At 42.3% G+C, this 21,077-nt stretch carries 14 protein-coding genes; 4 read left to right on the forward strand and 10 right to left on the reverse strand.

The features are described from left to right. Nucleotides 1–53: 53 nt before the first annotated feature. Nucleotides 54–4,442 (reverse strand): NB-ARC domain-containing protein, encoded by a 4,389-nt coding sequence (locus tag FD723_RS25690; protein WP_179067890.1) that lies wholly within the window; start codon nt 4,440–4,442, stop codon nt 54–56. Nucleotides 4,443–4,610: 168 nt separating this feature from the next. On the opposite strand from FD723_RS25690, the gene FD723_RS25695 reads away from it, so the two are divergent. Continuing rightward, nucleotides 4,611–4,832 (forward strand): hypothetical protein, encoded by a 222-nt coding sequence (locus FD723_RS25695; RefSeq protein WP_179067891.1) that lies wholly within the window; start codon nt 4,611–4,613, stop codon nt 4,830–4,832. A gap of 147 nt (nt 4,833–4,979) precedes the next feature. Here FD723_RS25695 and FD723_RS25700 read toward each other — a convergent pair whose 3' ends face one another. From FD723_RS25700 to FD723_RS25710, 3 genes are all read right to left on the reverse strand, one after another. Beyond that, on the reverse strand, nt 4,980–6,908 hold the full coding sequence (locus tag FD723_RS25700; RefSeq protein ID WP_179067892.1) for an ABC-F family ATP-binding cassette domain-containing protein: 1,929 nt from the start codon (nt 6,906–6,908) through the stop codon (nt 4,980–4,982). A gap of 79 nt (nt 6,909–6,987) precedes the next feature. Beyond that, a complete protein-coding gene (locus FD723_RS25705) occupies nt 6,988–7,404 on the reverse strand; it encodes a DUF1824 family protein (protein ID WP_179067893.1) in 417 nt (138 codons plus the stop codon). 82 nt (nt 7,405–7,486) lie between these two features. Then, the gene (locus FD723_RS25710) at nt 7,487–8,335 is read right to left on the reverse strand and encodes a prohibitin family protein (protein WP_179067894.1); all 849 of its coding nucleotides are present in this window, start codon (nt 8,333–8,335) and stop codon (nt 7,487–7,489) included. A gap of 221 nt (nt 8,336–8,556) precedes the next feature. On the opposite strand from FD723_RS25710, the gene FD723_RS25715 reads away from it, so the two are divergent. Beyond that, nucleotides 8,557–10,365: an ABC transporter ATP-binding protein gene (locus tag FD723_RS25715; protein ID WP_179067895.1), complete on the forward strand. Its 1,809-nt coding sequence runs from the start codon at nt 8,557–8,559 to the stop codon at nt 10,363–10,365. Between the two features lie 38 nt (nt 10,366–10,403). After that, nucleotides 10,404–10,832, forward strand: a complete 429-nt coding sequence (locus tag FD723_RS25720) for a hypothetical protein (protein ID WP_179067896.1) — start codon at nt 10,404–10,406, stop codon at nt 10,830–10,832. A 65-nt stretch (nt 10,833–10,897) separates the two neighbouring features. On the opposite strand, the gene FD723_RS25725 is transcribed toward FD723_RS25720, so the two are convergent. From FD723_RS25725 to FD723_RS25735, 3 genes are all read right to left on the reverse strand, one after another. Beyond that, the gene (locus tag FD723_RS25725; protein WP_179067897.1) at nt 10,898–12,850 is read right to left on the reverse strand and encodes a HEAT repeat domain-containing protein; all 1,953 of its coding nucleotides are present in this window, start codon (nt 12,848–12,850) and stop codon (nt 10,898–10,900) included. A 159-nt stretch (nt 12,851–13,009) separates the two neighbouring features. After that, entirely contained in the window at nt 13,010–13,168 is a 159-nt protein-coding gene (locus FD723_RS25730) for a hypothetical protein (protein WP_306296991.1), read from the reverse strand. Nucleotides 13,169–13,170: 2 nt separating this feature from the next. Next, nucleotides 13,171–14,574 (reverse strand): amidase, encoded by a 1,404-nt coding sequence (locus tag FD723_RS25735; protein WP_179067898.1) that lies wholly within the window; start codon nt 14,572–14,574, stop codon nt 13,171–13,173. Nucleotides 14,575–14,782: 208 nt separating this feature from the next. Between FD723_RS25735 and FD723_RS25740 the strand changes: the two genes are divergently transcribed. Next, a complete protein-coding gene (locus tag FD723_RS25740) occupies nt 14,783–16,279 on the forward strand; it encodes a hypothetical protein (RefSeq protein ID WP_179067899.1) in 1,497 nt (498 codons plus the stop codon). Between the two features lie 92 nt (nt 16,280–16,371). Here the strand turns inward: FD723_RS25740 and map are convergent, their stop codons facing one another. The 3 genes from map to FD723_RS25755 all read right to left on the reverse strand — a co-directional run bounded on the left by map (nt 16,372) and on the right by FD723_RS25755 (nt 20,946). Beyond that, on the reverse strand, nt 16,372–17,199 hold the full coding sequence (gene map / locus FD723_RS25745; RefSeq protein WP_179067900.1) for a type I methionyl aminopeptidase: 828 nt from the start codon (nt 17,197–17,199) through the stop codon (nt 16,372–16,374). Nucleotides 17,200–17,486: 287 nt separating this feature from the next. After that, nucleotides 17,487–18,011: a plastocyanin/azurin family copper-binding protein gene (locus FD723_RS25750; RefSeq protein ID WP_179067901.1), complete on the reverse strand. Its 525-nt coding sequence runs from the start codon at nt 18,009–18,011 to the stop codon at nt 17,487–17,489. Nucleotides 18,012–18,108: 97 nt separating this feature from the next. Beyond that, the gene (locus FD723_RS25755) at nt 18,109–20,946 is read right to left on the reverse strand and encodes a pitrilysin family protein (RefSeq protein WP_179067902.1); all 2,838 of its coding nucleotides are present in this window, start codon (nt 20,944–20,946) and stop codon (nt 18,109–18,111) included. Between the last annotated feature and the right edge of the window lie 131 nt (nt 20,947–21,077).

A 21,077-nucleotide genomic window follows, 5' to 3' on the forward strand; every position in this document is an offset into this window, starting at 1 on the left:
TACGAATTACAAACTTGTACTGAGCGCAGCCTCTCGTAGAGAAGTATTACAAATTATTTCCACCATCGCGCTACATCCACAATAGCGCGGGCAATTTCTGCGGTTGCTGCTTCACCACCTAATGCAAAGATAACTGGAAATAATGCGTTGATATTTTGCAACAAATTAGGGCGAGTACGAAGAGAGACTTGATGAAGTGTATCTCGCCAAAGGGAGAAAAGTTCGGCAACTGGCATTTGCGACAAACCAGAAGCTAAGGCACTCAAGGTATTGGCACGAGAATACTCATCCTGAATCGCCTTGGCAGCAGCAAGGGCTTCTGGCAATAACTTTGGTGGCAGTTTTTTCGCTAAGGCACTCAAGGCATTGGCACGATAATCCTCAGACTGAATCGCTTTGGCAGCAGCAAGGGCTTCTGGCAATAACTCTGGTGGCAGTTTGTCAGCTAAGGCACTCAAGGCATTGGTACGATAATTCTCATCCTGAATCGCTTTGACAGTAGCAAGAGCTTCTGGCAATAACTCTGGCAGTTTGTCAGCTAAGACACTCAAGGCACTGGCACGAGAATACTCAGACTTAATCGCCCTGGCAGCAGCAAGAGCTTCTGGCAATAACTCTGGCAGTTTGTCAGCTAAGGTACTCAAGGCTTTGGCACGAGAATTCTTAGACTGAATAGCCCTGGCAGCAGCAAGAGCTTCTGGCAATAACTCTGGCGGTAGTTTGTCAGCTAAGGCACTCAAGGTTTTGGCACGATAATCCTCAGACTGAATCGCCCTGGCAGCAGCAAGAGTTTCTGGCAATAACTCTGGCGGTACTTTGTCAGCTAAGACACTTAAGGCTTGGGCACGATAATACTCATGCTGCGCCCTGACAGCAGCAAGGGCTTCTGGGAATAATTCTGGCGGTAGTTTGTCAGCTAAGGCACTCAAGGTTTTGGCACGATAATCCTCAGACTGAATCGCCCTGGCAGTAGCAAGGGCTTCTGGGAATAACTCTGGCAGTTTGTCAGTTAAGGCACTCAAGGCATTGGCACGATAATACTCAGACTGAATCGCCCTGGCAGCAGCAAGCGCTTCTGGGAATAACTCTGGCGGTAGTTTGTCAGCTAAGGCACTCAAGGTTTTAGCACGATAATACTCAGACTGAATAGCCCTGGCAGCAGCAAGGGCTTCTGGGAATAACTCTGGCAGTTTGTCAGCTAAGGCACTCAAGGCATTGGCACGATAATCCTCAGACTGAATAGCCCTGGCAGCAGCAAGGGCTTCTGGGAATAACTCTGGCAGTTTGTCAGCTAAGGCACTCAAGGCATTGGCACGATAATCCTCAGACTGAATAGCCCTGGCAGCAGCAAGGGCTTCTGGCAATAGCTCTGGCGGTAGTTTGTCAGCTAAGGCACTCAAGGCATCGGTACGAGAATCCTCATACTGAATAGCCTTGGCAGCAGCAAGAGTTTCTGGCAATAACTCTGGCAGTTTGTCAGCTAAGATACTCAAGGTTTTGGCACGATAATCCTCATCCTGAATAGCCCTGGCAGCAGCAAGGGTTTCTGGCAATAACTCTGGCAGTTTGTCAGCTAAGATACTTAAGGTTTTGGCACGATAATCCTCAGACTGAATCGCCCTGGCAGCAGCAAGGGCTTCTGGCAATAACTCTGGCGGTAGTTTGTCAGCTAAGGCACTCAAGGTTTTGGCACGATAATCCTCAGACTGAATCGCCCTGGCAGTAGCAAGGGCTTCTGGGAATAACTCTGGCAGTTTGTCAGTTAAGGCACTCAAGGCATTGGCACGATAATACTCAGACTGAATCGCCCTGGCAGCAGCAAGCGCTTCTGGGAATAACTCTGGCGGTATTTTGTCAGCTAAGGCACTCAAGGCATTGGCACGATAATACTCAGACTGCGCCCTGACAGCAGCAATGGCTTCTGGCAATAACTCTGGTAGTTTGTCAGCTAAGGCACTTAAGACATAGGCACAATAATACTCATCCTGAATAGCCCTGGCAGCAGCAAGGGCTTGTGGCAATAACTCTGGCGGTAGTTTGTCAGCTAAGGCACTCAAGGCATAGGCACGATAATCCTCATCCTGAATAGCCCTGGCAGCAGCAAGGGCTTCTGGTAATATATCTGGCAGTTTATCAGCTAAGGCACTCAAGGCATTCGCACGAAAATACTCATTCTGAATAGCCCTGGCAGCAGCAAGGGCTTCTGGCAATAATTCTGGCAGTTTGTCAGCTAAGGCACTCAAGGCATTTGCACGAAAATACTCATTCTGAATAGCTCTGGCAGCAGCAAGAGCTTCTGGCAATAACTCTGGCGGTAGTTTGTCAGCTAAGGCACTCAAGGCATTCGCACGAGAATTCTCAGATTGAATCGCCCTGGCAGCAGCAAAGGCTTTTTGCAGTGCTAATTCTTGAAAATTTGGTGGCAAATAATTGACTAGTTCTGCCAACGAATTGACTTTCTCCTCTGGTTCTGGTTTTTGCAGGGCATAAGCTAGTCCTTGTTCGGGAGTCCACATCTTGTTTTTGACCAACGCTACCAGCAGATTTGCTGGTAGATTAGCTGCCAAACTATTCATCGATGCAGTAATCAAAGCATAACGACACTGCAAGCTTAGTGTTGATTCAGTCCGATTCGCTTCTGCTAGTTCCCAGGCACGAGAAATATCTGTGATGTAACCGGCAGTTTGTGCTAATTTTTCTCGCGCTTCATACCAGCCATTCTTTCTAGTTGCAGACTCCTCCCGCAATAACTGGTGAATCTCTTCTATTTGTCCAGCCTTCTCTAAATGCCAAACTAAATACTGATGAATGTAACCATCATCGAGTAAAGTATGCCATAAACCATTCTGGGTTTTCTGCCGATACTTCTTTAAAAAAGCAGCGTGAACATCAGCAAGGTTTAAACCCAACCCAGCCAAATCTCCTGGGCGCTTTGGCTCAGAGGGAGCAGTTAACAAATTACAAGCTAAATCGTGGAATAAGTCATGTAAACGATAGGTAGGCATACCATCAGCAAGCGGTAATCCTGTTAATAGCAATGCTTTATTCCGTAAATATTGCAACATCTTGGCAGCATCACGCTTATCCATCTGCCACAGCGTTGCCGCCATCATCTTATTAATGTTGACATCCTCCGGCAATACCCCTAACCAAGAGAAATGCTGCTGCTTTTCTGGTGGCATTCTCTTGACACTCAAATTTAATGATGCCGTTAAACTCAGGCGTTTTAAACTAGCCTCATCAGTAATTTCTTCAGCTTCCGGTCGGTCAAAACTTGTTAATCTGGCTACTTCTTGCTGAATATCCGTCAACAGTTGATCCCAAGTTGTACCACAGGCAACTTCGGCGGCTGCAAGTTCCAATGCTAGGGGAAGATAACCAACACCTTTGGCTAAATTTTCTGCTGAGTGACGTTCTGTGCCTGTAATCTCGCGTCTTAATTTCTTCGTCAGCAATTCCATTGCCTGGTCTGGTTTCATTATATCCAGGCTGTAGGTGTTGGCTGCTAAGGCATCGGCAATGTGACCTTCACGAGTAGTTACTAAAACTTGACAACGCGCCCCACCAAAATTAAATGCTTGTGCATCTTCGGTATTCCAAGCATCATCCACCACCAGCAACACAGCCTTGTCATAAAGCAGAGTCCGCAAATGCGAGGAAGTTGCTTCAACACTGGTAGGTTTAAAGCTATAGTCTCCTAATGCTTGCACCCAGCCACTAAGTAAAGCCAGCACATTGGGTTCTTGACCTAATGTTGCCCAAAGAATGCCATCACAAAAACGAGATTGTATTTCTGCATTATGGGCTAAAGCCGCAGCTAAAGTAGATTTGCCCACCGAACCCAAACCGTGAATCGCAGTAATTACCAAAGTGCGACTATCAGACGATGAATCATTTAAAAGACGAGTCTTTAAATCATCGCTGTACTCTGGGCGTTCTACAAAGTATGTGGGTAAGGGTGGCGCTTGAAATAGAGTAAGTTTAGTTTGGGGTACAGTAGCAACACCCTCATCTTGGGTGGAATTGGCTGCTAATTTTTTCGATTTCTTTGGTCTATTCTTTTCCCACGCTTCATCAAACCCTTTCAGGTTCTTCTCTCTATCCTTTGACCATAGCTTTAAAGTAAAGCGCCAGTCATCAGAACCTTGAGTTTGGAGACGGTTATCTTCCAGAATCTTCAAAAAATTCTTCAGCAAATTCAGCGCTTCTCGAATTTGCGCTTTAGTTAACTTGCCAGGATATTTATCTTTTTGCGTCAGCAACTCCAACACGACTAACGTAGTCTGCACAGTCAGCTTGGGGTTAGCGCTGTCTGCTTCTTTCCAGTCGGACTCAATTTTAAAGTTACCATCCTCAAATTCTCCATCGACAAAACAAAGCAACGCCTCCAGCAGACGCTTGACTCGCTTTTGAATCTGAGGCCCATAGGTAGTTCGTGGCATTACATCCAAAAAATTGAGTAAGAAGTTTGGGGCTACCCCAGATTGAAACTACTACCCCAAACTTATGTAATCCAGATTCTAAGGCATTTTCCGCGACATTGGGGTATTTGCTTAGGGACACAACCCCAAAGAGAACCTGTATCTATCAACTCTTTGGGGCATAACCAAATGCAAGTCCGTCAAATTCTCGGTAAAACCATTGCTGTGTTGCTAGCAATGCAACTATTCTTGATTGGCTTCCAAGCTAAAAGCCAGATTGACCAAGGGAACTCATCCATTAAAGCGTTGATTTGGATGACTCAACAATATATTTCAGTGCTGGTTAAAATTTGCAGGTTGCAGGATAAAAAGCAGGAAAATCATTCTCCAAAACTCAAAAGTAAAAGATGAGTGGTAGGTGTGTTAATAGAATGCAGTAACCACCCATGCTAAATAAATCATCATAAAGACGCGATAAACCGCCGTCTCTACAATTAGTCTTTTGTAGAGACGGCGATTCATTGCGTCTCCTGTCTTAATTCACGTCACGTTAAAACATCAAGATTCCATCTCTGCCAATTCTAACCAGCGTTCAGTCGCTACATCGATCGCGTGCTTGAGCTTTTCTACATGATCATACAATTTCTGCACTTGGCTATAATTACCCGGTGAGACATTCGCCAGTGTTTTCTCGGTTTCTGCTTTCTCAGCCTCTAACTCGGCAATTTTACCTTCCAACTGCTCAAATTCTTTTTTCTCCCAATTGGATAATCTCCGCCGCTTGGTATTCTCTACATCCTTGGGTGAAACCGCACCATTTTGGACTTCGACATTTTTCGGCTTCTCCTTAGCGTTCGCAGCCTGTTGCTGCGCCTCTTCAGCCTTCTTATAGTCCAGATAAATCGAGTAATTACCTGGATATTGCCTCAGATTACCGCCTTCCTCAAAGGAAAATACTGTGTCGATGGTGCGATCAAGAAAGTAGCGATCGTGAGAAACTACAATTACACATCCAACAAAATCTTCCAAATAATCTTCTAGTACTGCCAATGTCTGCACATCTAAATCGTTTGTCGGTTCATCTAAAATCAAGACATTGGGCGCACCCATCAAAACCCGCAACAGAAATAAACGGCGTTTTTCACCACCAGAAAGTTTACTAATTGGGGCATATTGTTGATTACCAGGAAACAAAAACCGCTCCAACATTTGCGAAGCACTAATTTGAGTACCATCGGTAATTTTGATAAATTCTCCTTCTTCTTTGATGTAGTCAATCACGCGCTGATTTTCATTCAATGCTGTGAGCAATTCTTCCGAATGTTGGTCAAAATAACCGATGTGAATCGTAGTCCCAATTTCTGCAACACCTGAATCTGGCTGAATCTGACCAGTAATAATATCCATTAAAGTGGATTTACCAGCACCGTTAGCGCCGATGATGCCGATGCGGTCTTCTGGACTAAATTCGTAGGTAAAATTATTAATTAGGGTGCGCCCATTATAGGCTTTGGAAACGTTATTTAATTCAATAACCTTTTTGCCAATGCGACGACCAACTGTCGAAATATCTACTTTACCCTGAACTTGTTTAAATTCAGTATCCCGCAGAGCGTGAGCGCGGTCAATTCTCGCTTTTTGCTTAGTACTTCTGGCTTTCGGCCCTTTTTTGAGCCATTCTAACTCGCGCCGTAACAAGCCTTGGTGTTTCCGTTGACTACTGACGGCAGATTCTTCAGCCAAAGCTTTCTTTTCGAGGTAGTATGAGTAATTACCTGAATAGGTGTAAATGTCGCCTCGGTCGATTTCAATAATCCGATTGGTAACGCGATCTAGAAAGTAGCGATCGTGAGTAATCAAAAACAATGCGCCGCGATAGCGATTTAAATAACTTTGTAACCATTCTACAGAAAGAGCATCAAGATGGTTTGTCGGCTCATCCATCAGCAAAACATCGGGTTCTGATAACAAAGCTGATGCTAAAGCAATGCGCTTGCGATAACCTCCAGATAAAGTGCCTATCTTGGCATCAAAGTCAGAGATTCCTAATTTTGTCAGGATAATTTTGGCATTAGTTTCTAATTCCCAAGCATCATTCGTATCCATCTGCTGCATCACCACAGAAAGACGAGACATCAATTGACTATCATCTGGATAGTGAACCAATTTATCTGTGAGTTCTTCATACTCACGCACCAAAGCAATATGTTCGCCACTATCGGCGAAAACTTGCTCTAAAACTGTGTGATTCTCATCTAAATCTGGCTGCTGGGGTAAGTAGATAATTTTAGAACCGGAGTTGATTAAAATTTGCCCGCTATCAATGGATTCTAAACCAGCAATCATTTTTAATAGAGTTGATTTACCAGAACCGTTAGTACCAATTAAACCAACTTTATCGGTAGCATCGATGCTAAAGCTAGCATCTTTTAAAATCTCCTTGATACCAAAGTCTTTTTTGACTGATTGTAGTGTAATAATACTCATAAAATTGAAGTCGTTAATTATTTTCCATTAGTAAGTAGGCAAGGTTCATACCTTACCTACATTATTCATTTGCCGAACTCTATACAAATAAATCCAAGGGTAGATGTCCATACATTTCGTTGATTCCATCTTCGTGGTAAGACTGGCAAGATACTAATACACCACGATGATGTCCAGAGTATGAATCAAGATAACACAGACCATTTTTACCATTTAATTTGATATAAACTGGGCCTTCCGGTGTAAGTAAATTATCTGGTGGTTCATAACCCAAAGCCAGAGAATAGGTTTTCATTGCCAATATTCCTTCTTCTGCTGTATCAGCACAAATTCCTAAAATTTGGTAATCAGCAAGCTGGGTGAGCAAAATTAAGGCATTACGAATTACTACTTTTTCTGATGAGTCGAGGATAGGAGCAATATCTAGACAATTGAATTTGTTCAGTAATTTTTTCGCTTCTTCGGCGGTGAGATTGTGACGATTGGGGGTTGACATAAACTTCAATTTTTATCTTGTTGGTTTCTCTGTTGTGTTTGAGTTGGGACTAGCCCAACTGACTAAGTATTGTTGACTCTAATTAAGGTTGATTTTGAACATTCCCAAGATTGAATATGAAGGGAACGCCGCTTTTGGAGTCACCACCCATAACGAGGACTTTCGGCATCTGAGCGCCGCCACTTCTCCAAGCTTCAATTGCTTCTTTTTGTAGAACTAACTGTCCTCCTTGGGCTTTGAGTGTTTCTGCTAAGAGTCTTTGAGCTTCTGCTCTACCTTTAGCGCGATTCACATCTGCTTGTGCTTCTTGTTCGGCTTCACGTGCTACATAAACGGCTCTTTGCGCCCGCTGTTCAGCAATTTGTTTTTCTTCAACTGCTTTGGCAAATTCTGGCGAGAATGCTAAATCAACTACGCTAGTATCTAACACAATTATCCCATATTTGTCTAAGCGATCGCCTAAGGCTTGATCGAAGTCTTCTTTCAATTCACTTCGTTTCGTAATCGCTTCTTCTACTGTTCTTCTTGCGGCGGCAATTTTAAATGCTTCTTGTGTCTGAGGGGCAATGATTTTTGAGACGATATTTTCTAATGTTCCTTGTTTTCTTCTAACTTCAACTACTTGTATAGGATCGAGGCGAAAGTTAATCGCAAATCTCGCAGATAAATTTTGCAAATCTTTAGTAGAACTCTCCGCTGGAACTTCAAATTTTTGCACTGTTAAATCATACACATCTATCACAGTGATAAAAGGCGGTTTCAGGTGAATACCTTCTAATAAAGCACCATCTCTCGCTTTACCCAAGATGCTGATTACTCCTGCTTGTCCTGGGTTAATAATGATAAAGGAATTTAGCCCGATAATCACTAGTATTGCTAACACAATTCCTAAAACTGTGGTTTGCCAATTACCAAATTGCTGATTTTTCAAATTCCTTTCTCCAATATTTAGTTAGTCATTTGTCATTTGTCATTGGTCATTTCTTATTCTCCCCATGCTCCCCTGCTCCTCTGCCCCCCTGCTCCCCTGCTCTTGAATAAACTCAGTTACTAGTTTCTCACTAGTCTGCCTGAATCAATCTTCAGACTCAGGACTTAGGACTCAAGACTTTGTTCCGTGGTAATATCAGTCACACGAAATCGCAAAAAGCCGTGGCTACTGTATTAAAATCTCATCGGGCATCAAAAAGGCGTAAACATTCAGCGCATCCTCTCCAGCGTTTGCTTGAGTATGGACACCAGTATCGTAAACAAATTTGGCTGGCGACTACTTATTCTATCCTCAATAAGTTTTTTGACTTGGCACCACCCGGTTTAATTGGGGTGGCGGTGGATGTGGTAGTCAAGAAACAGGATTCCATAATTGCACAGTTAGGGGTACGGGATGTCTTTCAACAATTTTTGATTATTTCCTTCCTGACTGTGGTCATTTGGATACTAGAATCGGTTTTTGAGTACGCTTACGAGCGACTTTGGCGGAATTTGGCTCAGAATATTCAGCATGACTTGCGTTTGGATGCCTACAAACATTTGCAAGAGTTGGAATTGGCTTATTTTGAAGAACGCAGCACTGGCGGTTTAATGTCTATCCTCAGTGATGATATTAACCAATTAGAGCGGTTTTTAGATGGGGGAGCAAATGATATTATCCAAGTTTCCGCAACTGTTCTAATTATTGGCGCTGCTTTCTTTATTTTGGCTCCTAGTGTAGCTTGGATGGCTTTGTCACCGATGCCATTTATTCTTTGGGGTTCTTTTGCCTACCAACGACTGCTTGCGCCTCGCTATGCTGATGTCCGCGAAAAGGTAGGTTTTCTCAATTCGCGGTTGTCAAACAATATCAGCGGAATTACCACTATTAAAAGCTTCACATCTGAAGCTTATGAAGCCTCTCGTTTAGAATTAGATAGTGATGCTTATCGCCACAGTAATTCTAAGGCAATTACTCTTTCTGCTGCTTTTGTGCCGCTAATTCGGATGCTGATTTTGGTGGGTTTCACGGCATTACTTTTATATGGCGGGATGGCAGCGGTTTCGGGTTCAATGTCTGTAGGAACTTACAGCGTCTTAGTGTTTTTAATCCAGCGATTGCTGTGGCCTTTAACTAGATTAGGCGAAACATTTGACCAATATCAAAGGGCAATGGCTTCTACTAATCGAGTTATGAATTTGTTAGATACTCCTATCGCCATTCATACAGGTGATGTAGCTTTACCTGTGAATGAAGTGCGCGGTGAAGTGCAATTTAACAATGTTTATTTTGCCTATAAAGATAGATTTCCAGTGATTAAAAATCTGTCTTTGGATATTCCGGCGGGGAAAACTATTGCAATTGTCGGTTCTACTGGTTCTGGAAAAAGCACTTTAGTCAAACTATTGTTGCGGTTGTATGAGGTGCAAGCTGGAAGCATTACTCTGGATGGGATTGATTTGCAAAGTTTGAATTTGCAAGATTTACGGCGCTGCATCGGTTTGGTGAGTCAAGATGTGTTTCTATTTCATGGCACTGTAGCGGAGAATATTGCTTATGGTAGCTTTGAAACTACAGAGCAAGAAATCATCACGGCGGCGAAGATAGCCGAGGCACACGAATTTATTGTTAACTTGCCCGAAGGTTATGGGACAATTGTGGGGGAAAGAGGACAAAAGTTATCTGGTGGACAAAGACAACGGATTGCGATCGCCCGTGCAGTTCTCAAAAATCCCCCCATTCTAGTTTTAGACGAAGCGACCTCAGCAGTGGATAATGAAACAGAAGCGGCAATCCAGCGATCGCTAGAACGGATTACAGTAGATAGAACTACAATTGCGATCGCTCATCGTCTTTCCACTATCCGCAATGCCGATTGCATTTATGTCATGGAACATGGGAAATTAGTAGAGTCGGGAACCCATGAGCAATTGCTGGAGAAAGACGGTATTTATTCCGGCCTCTGGCGTGTACAGTCAGGTTTGAGATAAGTTTCGCCTATTGTCTGTGTCTTCATTACGAATGATTTATGTTTTTTGGTAATAGTCAACCAGAATCAGGTGATACTAAGTGGCGTCGCCAGTTAGATAAGTTTGTCAAAGCAAATCAGCAGGAATTGGCGGCGCTGTTTTGGGGATTGTGGTTAGCAAATGGTGACAGTCAGGGTACTGTTGGTATTGATTTGCAACCAACACCGCATTTTGTTTATTGTCCGAAAGAACAGATAGAGAATTTAAATATTAGAGTTGAGAATCGGCTTCAAGAAATTTTGGGGATTGTGGAGAATCACAAGCCGGAAGTGGAAGTTGTGATGATTGGGATTGGGAAGGGGGAAATTAAGTTAATTCAGTTTGCACCGGAACCAGCGCCACCGATTTGTTTTGAGCAAGTTGGGAAGGATGTAGATGGGTTATTGGATGTGCTGGAAGAGAGGATGAGGGAGGAGATTGTTTTTTAACGCAAAGGGACGCGGAGGGAAGCGCAGAGGTACGCGAAGGAAGATAAGAACTCTGCGCTTGTTGTTTAGTTGATTGCTTTATGGAAATCTGGGTAAGTTAGATTTTCAGCACAATGCCAGATGATTTTAAATACGGCTTCGTAGCGATATGAATTGTTTTTGTAGAACTGTTTACCTAGATAGTCTTTTAGGGTTATGACTACTTGTGGTAAATGTTCTTTTTGGAGTATTTTTGTCAAACTATCAGCTATATCCAAAAGACAGGATTCATAGGGTAGCCGAATAGTGGCTTTGTTGCTGAAGCAGTCTTTATTGTCATCATCTTGTTGATAGATTTGAATAAATTGGATCAGAGTAGAGATAACTTCGTTGAGCTTCTCTTTAATCAATTTGTTTTCTAGATTGAGTTGTTCTAAATTTTGAACTGCATCCGTCAAGATTGATTCATCTTGATAAGGATTTATTTCCATTATTTGGCATAAAGTCGCGATCGCCTTTAGATTGACAGGATCAATTTCCAGTAGGCTTTTGGCTACATACAAACGTCCCCATTCATCTTGAGTAGTTTCAAGTACATGAGATAACGTGCTAACCACCACTTTATTACCTGAATCAATTTTTCCTAGACTCTCAGCGGCATCGCATAATAGGGAATCATCTTTAGTGGAGGCGATTAACTCGATTAAAGTTGCAATTGCAGTTTCATTACCAGCACCAAAAAGCCCTAAATCCTGCACTGCTAGGTTGAGGTAAGAATGATGGTTAGCAGTTCTAATCAGATCAACTAGAGCATTAATTGCAATTTTATTACTGGGATCGATTTGCGACAGAGTTCTAGTTGCTTCCCACGCGAGACATTGTGTATAATATGGATCTTTTGGGGATTGACCCAGATTTTTAACTAACTCTAATAAGACATTAATTGCAATTTGATTATTAGAGTCTACTTGTACGAGACTTTTTGCTGCTTGCAAACGTTCGCCGTCAGACTGAGAGGTTTCAAGTGTTTTGGATAAAGTAGCGATCGCAGTTTTATTCTCTGGCTCAATTTCCAGTAGATATGTAGCCGCGCGATTTATAAGAGATGTATTCGCAGAAGTTTCGAGAATGTGGACTAAACCCTTGAGTACAGGTGCATTACCAGGATCAATTTGCCACAAAGCTTGAGCTGCATCAAAACAGATTCTATCACCCTGGTTTATTTGTAAGAATTTGACAAGGGCTGCGATCGCAGTTTGATTACCAACTGCAATTTTTCTCAAAGCTGCGATCGCATTGGAACAATTGTCCTTATTCAGGGTAGTCTCTACAAGGTGAACTAATGCAGCGATCGCAGCGTGATTGCCGTCAGCGATATCTCCCAAAGCTGTAATTCCATGCGTGCAAATTTTCCGATCTGGTATATTTTTAATGTCATTAACTAGAACAGCGATCGCAGTTTCATTACCAACGGCGATTTTGCTTAGACTAGAACTTCTCTGGTATCCGTGTCTCTCCTCAGTAATCGGCATCAAAGCCAAGGCTGCGATCGCACTTTTATTACCCGGATCGAGTGTTCCTAACTTCTCGGCTGCAACTCGGAGAATTGAACGACTTTCTGTAGTATGAACCAAATGCACAAACGCAGCAATTACCCGTTTTCTGTCGGTTAATTCCAGGGTTTTTCTAGCTGTTTTCACCAATGGTTTTGGTAGTATCTGCCAATCACTTTTATCTTGCCGAAAATAGGCATAACTCCATTTGAGCAGTTGTTCTACAATTGCATCACCCAAACTACATTCTGGAAACTGGGATAAAGCCTCAGCCGCCAAAAAATAGGCGCGATACCGATAAAAATCGCCGCAACCGTCATCAAAATCTATTAAAGCTTGGATAAAATCTTCTTTCTGCTGCTTATCTACATCCTTTTGGCGGAACCAGTGGAGAATCTCTGCTTTCCACTCCGGCTCAAAGATGCGGTAAGTGCCTTGATTTAAATTGCTGCGATCGTGGTTAAAGAAATACTGCCAATCATGCATTGCCTCCTACCCACTTCGAGATGTGGGACGAAAGGGACTTAAATGAATCTTTCTACATCAGTTGGCTTTTTGTCAAGTCCACACGCAATGAGGATCTGTAAAGTTTTCCCTTATTATGGACTGGGCGCTCATGTTGCCCACTCCACAATATTGGATAATTTATTTCTTGGAGTTCCCTAAGCGATCGCCTTCATGGAGAATAATCTCTCTTTTGCCATCGCTTTGCACCTGAGTGTAAGGCTGCAAAACGATCTTCCCTGCTGTTTCTAAACCAGCAAACACGATAATTTGCGAAAGTTGTTCCAGGGATGCCTGCATGATTAGCCCGATATTGCCAAGGCTGGACGATGATGAATCCAAGGGTTAGCGGCTTCCAGTTGTGCTGCTAGGCTGATGATTGTGGCTTCAGCAGCAGGTTTACCAATTAGCTGCACACTCATGGGTAAACCATTACTGTCAAAGCCTACAGGAATTGCGATCGCAGGTTGTCCAGTTGCATTCGCAGGCGGACAAGGGGCAACCCACTCAATAATATTTTGGAATGTCTCTTCTGGACTCAACGAAGCCCATTCTCCAATGCGGATAGGTGAATGTAAATAAACTGGCAATACCAACACATCCACGGTATCGAAAAACGCCACAATCTGCCGTGCCACTACCTGCATTTGAGAAACTGCTTGGAGGTACTGGGCAACGGAACCTGTGCGTGCAAATAGCCAGCGATTCAATGGTTGCAAGGCTTCAACCGGAAGTCCCGCCGCCGCTACCCCAGCTTGCCAGACAATTTGAAATGGTTCAACTAAAGCACTGAAATCCGGGGATTTCTGTTCAACGTGGTGGCCGAGTTGTTCTAATAACTGGACAGTTTGGCGGACACCTTGCTGACAGTTAGCATCAGCTTCTCCCAAAGGAGAAATGCTAGTGTCAAAGGCAATTCGCAAAGCACCAGGTTTTGTCTGAGTGGCGGCGAGAAATGATGGTTCGGGATCTGGCAACCAGTAAGGATCGCCTGTGACATAGCCAGAGATAGCATCCAAAAGGGCAGCAGCATCAGCGACAGTCCGGGCGATGGGGCCATTGACGGCAATTCCCGCGAGGCGTTCGCCTACGGGTGCTTTACTCACTCTGCCTCTGGATGGTTTGAGTCCCACCAAACCACAACAAGCCGCAGGCCCCCGAATTGAACCACCACCATCAGAACCTTGAGCGATCGCACATAATGCCGCTGCTACCGCCGCCGCTGCGCCACCACTGGAACCGCCAGGGGTGTATTCTAAATTCCACGGATTCCTTGCTGGGGGAAAACCCGCAGGTTCACTGTATGGAAATGAACCTAATTCGGAAGTGGCTGTTTTACCGAGAATAGTAAATCCAGCTTGCTTAATCCTTGTCACAACTCCATCGTCATAGTTAGGAATATTATTCAGTAATGCCGGATTCCCGTAAGTACAGGTAACACCTGCTACAGCATTGAGGTCTTTAATGGAAATCGGCACGCCAAAAAATGGCGGTAATTCTGAGGTAGTTGTCAATAATTCTGTTTTGGCTTTGGCATCTGCGATCGCCAATTCTGCCGTTACCGTAAAATAACTTCCTAATTGAGGATTTAATTGCCCAATCCGTTCTAAATATATTTCTACCAACTCTAGCGGTGATATTTCCCGGCGACGAATTAATTGCGCCAACTCTAGTGCTGGGGTAAATGCTAAATCAACTTCATTCATAGGTTAGTGAATGGGTAATTTTGTCTTTGTCTGGGATTTTTAAACTGAAATTGTTACTTTAGCAGGATTTAGGGGAATTATACATTTTATAGCTACCTAAGATTTGCACTCAACTAGGATGCTCAGATGCAACAGGCGTGGTTATATTCTTACTCAAGCCATTTTAATTGTTTCGCATAAACTTTCGACAAATCCCTAAGGGGTATTTATGGCTAACCTAGAAATACTTGTTAGTGAATTGCCAACACTAATTCAGAGTCTAAAACTGACTATTGGCGATTCTAATCAAATCATGGAACAAATTATCATAATTAATAATGCTCAAGAAAAACTACGTAATATTAAAAAAATAATCGCTCAGGAATTGCAATTTGATCGCCTCAAAAATTCTGCGATCGCCACACTTCCTCGATTAATTACAGTAGCTACTTTATTTATCCCTCGTTTGGGATTAGTAGATCCAGTCATCATAGAAAAATTTGGGAACTCAGAAACTAAAATTTCATTGACTGATTTACAATCAAAAATTGATAGTTGGATTGAATGGGGTTATTTTTTGCAAGCAATAGCGGCTGATATTCTCAGTGACGTTAAATTAGTGAATCAACTAAATTCTGATATTAGTCATCCAAGTATACCTAGTGAATTCAAAACACTTGCTGAAAGTTTAAAGATTAGCTTAGACTTGAAAAAATCTCATATTTTACGAAATCAAATTCCGCAGATTGGAAATTATCAAAAACAACTATTACAGTTACAAGAAAAATTAAATTATATTTTTAATACTATTAAAAACAGTCGTAGCTTATTAAATATTTTATTAGGTGTATCAGCTTTTTATGGTAAATCTGGCTTCGCTCTAGAGTGGTTAGACGACGACCACGAATTAATTATATCGAGTGAAGGAAAATTTCAAGAATTGACAGATATTCTCAATGATTGTGATTTTTTTCAAGAACAAATTTCTACTTTAATAATTCAGGGCGACACTTTAATAGAAGAGGCAGAAGAAGCCCTAAAAAATATTGAACAAAAAATTAATAAAGAACCAATTCTTAGCCAGAAAGCAGAAATATCTCCAAACTTTTCAACGCCAAAAATAGTACGTTCAGCTTTGCTCATAGCCTCAAGTTTATTAATCTTGGGTTTTTGTGGTTGGAAAATTCAACAGCAAAGTCCACAATTGCAGCAGATGAGTCTAAGTTTAACTCAAGAAGGAAGTGCGTTCGTCGCAGACGATGGCGGAGCCATCGCTAACTTTAAATCTGCTCAAAAACTTGGTATGGAGGCTGCTTCTCTGGTTCAGAAGCCACCGCATCCTCTAAAAGTCTGGCAACAGGCACAAAACAAATGGCATCAGGCAATCATCTTGTTAGATAGCATTCCTCACAATACATCAGTCTATGATCAAGCAAAAAAGAAATTGGCTTACTATCAGATTAACTATAAATCTATCAGTCAAAGAGTGTTGATTGAAAAGAAAGCCTTAGCAAACTTAGAGTCAGCCCAAAAACTGGCAATAGAAGCTAATTTATTTGTTACAAATTCACCTCATTCACAACAAAGTCGGCAGCAAGCACAAGATAAATGGCAGCAAGCAATAAATTTATTACAAGCAATTCCAGAAAGTACATTTGTCTCTGTACAGGCTAAAGAAACGCTTCCTATTTATAAAACTAATTATGCGGCTATCAGTCAAATATAAAAGTCCTAAATCATTCGTTAAATATTAGATCCCCGACTTCTTAAAGAAGTCGGGGATCTGGACACCGTGAATTTTCACAAATCAGATAACAATTACACCTTAGAACGGTCAGTTAAAATCTCATAACCTGTCTCTGTCACCAAAACTGTATGCTCAAACTGAGCCGACAAAGAATTATCCATAGTGACTGCTGTCCAACGGTCAGATAATGTCCGCGTGTGTCTAGAACCTGCATTTAAAATTGGCTCAATTGCCAGCGTCATTCCCGCACGGAGTTTAACATTTGGCATCTCACGAGTACGATAGTTAAATACTGAAGGTTCTTCGTGCAGATTACGACCGACACCGTGTCCAGTGAACTCTTCCACTATACTAAAACCGTTAGCTTTCACATGGTCTTCAATTGCTCCAGCTAAGTCAAGCAGGTATACACCAGCCTTAACCTGTTCAATACCTTTATATAAAGCTTCTTCTGCTACGCGAATTAATTTTGCAGCTTCTTGTGTCACTTCACCAACAGCAATTGAAATGCAAGAATCACCATGAAAACCTTGGTAATAAGCGCCCGTATCTACTTTTAATACATCACCGACGCGAATCACTTTCTTGGGACTAGGAATACCGTGTACTGCTTCATTATTAATACTGGAGCAAATAGAACCAGGAAAACCGTGATATCCTTTAAAACTCGGTGTCGCACCCATTTCACGGATACGTTTTTCGGCATAAGTATCTAAATCAGCCGTTGTCATTCCTGGCTTTACTAGCTCGGCAATTTCTTTTAAGACAGTTGCCACAATTAATGCTGATTGCCGCATGATTTCAATTTCACGCGGCGATTTAATTTCAATTCCTCGGCGCTGTTTTTTTGCAGTTGCAGGCTGAGTTGTTTGAGAAAGTAAGTTACTGAAAATGTTCATAGGAAATTAATAATTACTGGTGGCCTTACTGCTAAAGTATCAATGCTTTCTCTAGATTACTTGAGAAATAATATCTATAATTTGAGTTATTTTAATTCCTGATAGGAATTCTTCGAGTTTAGGCGCTAACGTATATAGAATAACACATTCGCATACTCTCAATGTGTTGGAGTTGCATCAAAAGTGCCCTAAGTTATTTTTCACTGCACACTATGAAATTTAGCTAAATTATCTTTAATTGAAACATTAGACTGCTGCCAAATACTGAGGCTAATAATTTTGATTTTTTAACTCTTGATGGCAATCTCTCCAGTCATACCGGCTTCTGTATGTCCCGGTATTGTACAACGTAAGCCATAATTACCAGATTTTAGAGGCACAAATACCCATTCTGCCTCTGCACCTGGCTTGAGTTCTAGCTCGTGAATGGCTCCTTTGATTTCTACTTTGCCTGCTTGGACTTTTTGTGTCCAGATGCCATCGGCAAAATCTTTCGCAGTAAAATAGTGCTTCAGTTGGCTGGGATTGGTAAGCGTTAGTTGATAGCGTTTGCCAGCTAGGAATTCCAGATGATTTGGCTCAAACTTCAGTTCGTTAGCCGAATTACCCAAGCTAATTGTAATTTCTGTAGCTGGTTGCTTGAGCAAATCGCCAGACACATTTGCCGCCATTGCTGGAGTAGCAACGATGAAATTTAGTCCCAAAAGTAATGTAAGTATCACGTAGCTACACCGTAATATTTGTAGCCAAGTAGTAGCAGCAAAAGGAAGAGATGTAATGACAATTTGAGATAAATGGTTGTAATTTTTCATCGGTAGTTCTCAAAAGGCAATGGTGATGAGTAGGAAAAATTAATTAATAGATATTCTTCATTATCCATGCCCAGTGCCCCATTCCCAATGCCCCTTTTTACCTAATATTTTTCTCTGATAACATAGATGGGCCAGCAGTAACAACCACGATTTTATCTGGGTGGAGTAACTCACGAGCCGCTTGATTAACTTGGTCAAGAGTGACTTTCTGAATTTTATCAGTGAAGGAGTGCAATTCTACTTTATCTAGTCCATACACCTCATTCATCAGAATTCTATCTGTTAATTCTTCTGGGTTGGCCAGGGAAACGTTGTAGTTGCTGATGAGAGTGCGTTTAGCTGTTTCTACTTCCAGCGCGGTGACGCCTTGTTGATGGATTTGCTGTAGAATTTCGCGGGTACTAGCGATCGCTTTACTGCTATCTTCAGGACTAGTTTGCATTTCTATCAAAAATGTCCCTGCGTTCTTCCCAGCTTGGAAGTAGCTATAAATTCCATAGCTCAAACCTTGGCGATCACGCACTTCTGCCCCCAGTCTACTAGATAAGGTATCGCCTCCCAAAATCTGGTTCAATACTAAGGCGGCATGAAACCGAGGATCGTAACGGTTAATGCCTGTGTAACCCATATATGTAACAGCTTGGGTTTTATCTGGTAAAACCGGATTGACACTCACGATTTTCTCCGGCATTGATACCGTGGGATATTTTAATGTGGGTGCTTGACCGCTAACTTCCCAGTCTCCAAACTCATTTTTAATCAGCGATCGCACAATGTCCAGATCAAAATCTCCCACCAGCGCTAGCACTGTCGTATCTGGACGATAATGTTTAGCTTTGAAATCAATCACATCCTGGCGCTGAATCTGCTGTAAACTCTCCTCTGTGGGAAAGGTATGTAAGGGATGTTTTTTCGGGTAAATTGACTGAACAAATATCCTTCTAGCTACTTCTGATGGCTCATCTAGTTCCAATTGCAAGTCGGTTAAAGTTTGTTGGCGATGCAGTTCTAATTCTTTGACTGGAAAGGTACTATTTTTCACAACATCTGCCAATACTTCCAGAAGTATCGGTAAATCCTCTGCTAAACTATCACCCTCAATATGCACACCTTCCCGGTGGGTTTGAAAGTCTAAACTCGCCCCTCTTTCTGCCAAAACTTTGGCAATAGTCAAGACATCCTTGTTATTAGTGCCATTTAGCAAGTTCTCTGCTACAAACGCAGCCAATCCAGCTTTATTGTCTGGATCAAATTCCGTCCCGGCTTGAATATGGCCGCTTAGGGTAACGGTGGGAGTACTACGATCGGGTAACAGTAATATCCGCAGTCCGTTAGTAAATTTAAATTCCTGTGGTAATACTTGAGCAATTGCATCTGTAGCCAAATCTACAGGTGGTAAGTATTTCATCACCTCAGAAGGAAGCACAGGTGCTAGAGGAGAGAAATTTTCTGTAGTTTGGGCTGAGTCTGGTTTGTCGCTAACTTCTGTTATTAGTTTCTGAGTTGGTTCAAAAAAGCCTACTGTCCGCGCTTCTTTTGTGAGATATTTGTTAATTACATTCACAACATCTGTCGGCCTCACCAACCGGACAGCTGCCAAATAGCGGTCTGTGTAGCGATAATCACCAGCAGTTGTCTCATCAGTGCCCAATCGCATGGCTTGAGAGGTGATATCACGGTTACTCAAAATTACATCTGCGATTAATTGGGTTTTGGCTTGTTCAACTTCCTCCGATGTCACGCCTTTTTCTGCTACATTGGCGATCGCACTACTCAACATTGAGTCAATTTTTTTCAAATCTTGTTTAGATCCAGCCGTCACCAACACCTCATACCAGCCAGATTCTTGCAAACTGGTAACGGATGCCGTAACTTCACTCGCTAAACCTGATTCCACTAATGCCTGATAAAGTCTAGAATTCCGCCCCTCTGTCAAGATGTAATCCATCACATCCAACGCAGGCACATCCGGTTGATTTGCATCCGGTAACGGATACACAACTTGTAACAGTCGCCCTACTCCCGGTTCTCGCAATACGATGGGAGTGCTGAGTGCTGAGTGCTGAGTTTTGAGTGCTGGAGAAATAACTCCTGCCCCCTGCCCCCTGCCCCCTGCCTCTTGCCCCCTGGGTATTTTGCCAAACGTCTGTTTAATTGTTTCTAGAGTTTTTGCAGTTTGAAAATCTCCCACAATTACTAAGACAGCATTATCGGGTTTGTAAAAATTGCGGTAGTATTTCTCTACCTGCTCAACTTCAAATTTCTCGACATCAGCTTTAGTACCACCTACAGGCAACCCATAAGCATGATGGGGAAACACCACTTGCATGACGGCGCGGTTAAGGCGATATTCTGGACTATTTTCGTAACCTTGCAACTCGGAAATTACTACCCGCTTTTCACTCGCTAGTTGCTCTGGCTCAATCTGGGAATTTTGCATTCTGTCGGCTTCTAGCACTAAAAGCGCTTTGAGCTTGTTTCGTTCCACAGTACCGTAATATGCCGTTTGGTCATAGCTGGTAAAAGCATTGGAATCACTACCTAAAGCACTAAACAAACGTCCAAATTGAATCGGACGATTTCGAGTGCCTTTAAACATCATGTGTTCCAACTGGTGGGCAATGCCATTCACGCCTGGTTCTTCATTACGTGAGCCAACCTTGTACCACACCTGCACCGTCACCACTGGCGCAGTATGCACTTCCTTTGTCAGGACAGTTAGACCATTTTCTAGTACTGTCTTGCGGACATTTTCTGTCAGTGTTGAGGGCATTATTCTTTTTACTAGCAAGGTTGACTGATATTTTTCTTTATTAGAGATAACTGAATGTTGGCTATGAGCAGGTTGATCGCTCAATAACAAAACTGCTAGTAGCCATAAGCTTAAAATTAATAACGGCAAAGGATATCTATAAAATTTGGAAAATTCATACATGTATCTAGAAGATGTATCTGTAAAATAGGCTACATAGTTTTTTGAGTGACTACAGTTTTATCTGGTAAAAAAATCTTTTACCTCAGCAACAATACAGAAAAACAATATATTAACAATAAAGGTAATAAAAA

The sequence above is a fragment of the Nostoc sp. C052 genome, from assembly GCF_013393905.1.
In the GTDB taxonomy this organism is placed as follows: Bacteria; Cyanobacteriota; Cyanobacteriia; order Cyanobacteriales; family Nostocaceae; genus Nostoc.

Bases quoted from the DNA above. Each gene is read 5' to 3' on its own strand.
- FD723_RS25690 (WP_179067890.1), bottom strand. From the start codon at position 4,442: ATGCCACGAACTACCTATGGGCCTCAGATTCAAAAGCGAGTCAAGCGT.
- FD723_RS25695 (WP_179067891.1), top strand. From the start codon at position 4,611: ATGCAAGTCCGTCAAATTCTCGGTAAAACCATTGCTGTGTTGCTAGCA.
- FD723_RS25700 (WP_179067892.1), bottom strand. From the start codon at position 6,908: ATGAGTATTATTACACTACAATCAGTCAAAAAAGACTTTGGTATCAAG.
- FD723_RS25705 (WP_179067893.1), bottom strand. From the start codon at position 7,404: ATGTCAACCCCCAATCGTCACAATCTCACCGCCGAAGAAGCGAAAAAA.
- FD723_RS25720 (WP_179067896.1), top strand. From the start codon at position 10,404: ATGTTTTTTGGTAATAGTCAACCAGAATCAGGTGATACTAAGTGGCGT.
- FD723_RS25725 (WP_179067897.1), bottom strand. From the start codon at position 12,850: ATGCATGATTGGCAGTATTTCTTTAACCACGATCGCAGCAATTTAAAT.
- FD723_RS25730 (WP_306296991.1), bottom strand. From the start codon at position 13,168: ATGCAGGCATCCCTGGAACAACTTTCGCAAATTATCGTGTTTGCTGGT.
- FD723_RS25735 (WP_179067898.1), bottom strand. From the start codon at position 14,574: ATGAATGAAGTTGATTTAGCATTTACCCCAGCACTAGAGTTGGCGCAA.
- FD723_RS25740 (WP_179067899.1), top strand. From the start codon at position 14,783: ATGGCTAACCTAGAAATACTTGTTAGTGAATTGCCAACACTAATTCAG.
- map (WP_179067900.1), bottom strand. From the start codon at position 17,199: ATGAACATTTTCAGTAACTTACTTTCTCAAACAACTCAGCCTGCAACT.
- FD723_RS25750 (WP_179067901.1), bottom strand. From the start codon at position 18,011: ATGAAAAATTACAACCATTTATCTCAAATTGTCATTACATCTCTTCCT.
- FD723_RS25755 (WP_179067902.1), bottom strand. From the start codon at position 20,946: ATGTATGAATTTTCCAAATTTTATAGATATCCTTTGCCGTTATTAATT.